The organism is Rhodococcus sp. NPDC054953, assembly GCF_053609225.1.
Genome location: NZ_JBSGXD010000073.1, coordinates 1 through 1,200, shown reverse-complemented (window position 1 = coordinate 1,200; position 1,200 = coordinate 1). Strand labels below are relative to the sequence as shown.

1 protein-coding gene is annotated in these 1,200 nt (G+C 71.3%); it reads left to right on the top strand.

What is annotated here, in order from left to right; all coding sequences use genetic code 11:
• Window positions 1-47: 47 nt before the first annotated feature.
• On the top strand, window positions 48-1,200 hold a 1,153-nt coding region (locus ACWF62_RS20550; protein ID WP_452631269.1), incomplete at its 3' end, for a sensor histidine kinase.

The window sequence follows — 1,200 nt, the reverse complement described above, 5'->3', positions numbered from 1 at the left end:
CCGGTGATCACCACCGTGCCGGGCGCCGGATACCGGATCTGACCGCCATGGCCGCCGCTTCCTCCCCCTCCTCGCCGCCGCCACCGCCACCGCCCTCCCAGCCGCCGCACGCCTCCGGCCGCCCGGCGCCCAGACGGCCGGCCACCCCGCCCCGCCCCGACTTCGACCCCCCGGAGGCCGATCCGCAGCGCAGCTGGCTGCGCCCCACGATCCGGATCCGGCTGACGCTGCTGTACGGCGGAATGTTCCTGTTCGCCGGGATGCTGCTGCTGACGATCATCTATCTGCTGGCGGCCGAGGCACTGCACAAGGGGAACGCGCTGCCGTTCCTGATCACCAGCGACACCCGGGTGCAGATCACCTCCGACTCCTGCCAGGGGATCTCCGGGAACGTCACCAGCGACCAGTTCAAGGACTGGCTGTCGGGCTGTGTGGACATCCAGCGGGACGTGGCGCTCAAGGCGCTGCTGCGGCGGTCACTGATGGCGCTGCTGGGGCTCGCGGTGGCGGCGTTCGCGTTCGGCTACGTGATGGCCGGGCGGGTGCTGTCCCCGCTGGGCCGGATCACCCGTACCGCCCGTCAGGTGGCCGGGTCGGATCTGCACCGGCGGATCGAGCTGGACGGCCCGGACGACGAGCTGAAGGAGCTGGCGGACACCTTCGACGAGATGCTGGACCGCCTCGACCGGGCCTTCACCGCCCAGCAGCGGTTCGTCGCGAACGCCTCGCACGAGCTGCGCACCCCGCTGGCGATCAACCGCACGCTGCTGGAGGTGCAGCTCTCCGATCCGCAGGCGTCCCCCGAGGTGGTGCAGCTGGGCAACACGCTGCTGGCCACCAACCGGCGCAGCGAGCAGCTGGTGGAGGGCCTGCTGCTGCTGGCCCGCAGCGACAACCAGATCGTGGAGCGCAAGCCGGTGGACCTCGCCGAGGTGGCGGGGCAGGCGCTGGAGCAGACCCGTGGCGAGGCGCAGGCCAAGGGCGTGGAGCTGTCGGGGATACGGCCCCCGGTGTACGTCCAGGGCAACGGCGTGCTGCTGGAGCGGGTGGCGCTGAACCTGCTGCAGAACGCGGTGCGGCACAATCTCGCCGAGGGTGGCTGGGTCCGGGTGGACACGGAAGCCCGGCCGGGACAGGCGGTGCTGATCGTCGAGAACAGCGGGCCGATGGTGCCCGCCTACGAGGTCGATAATATGTTCG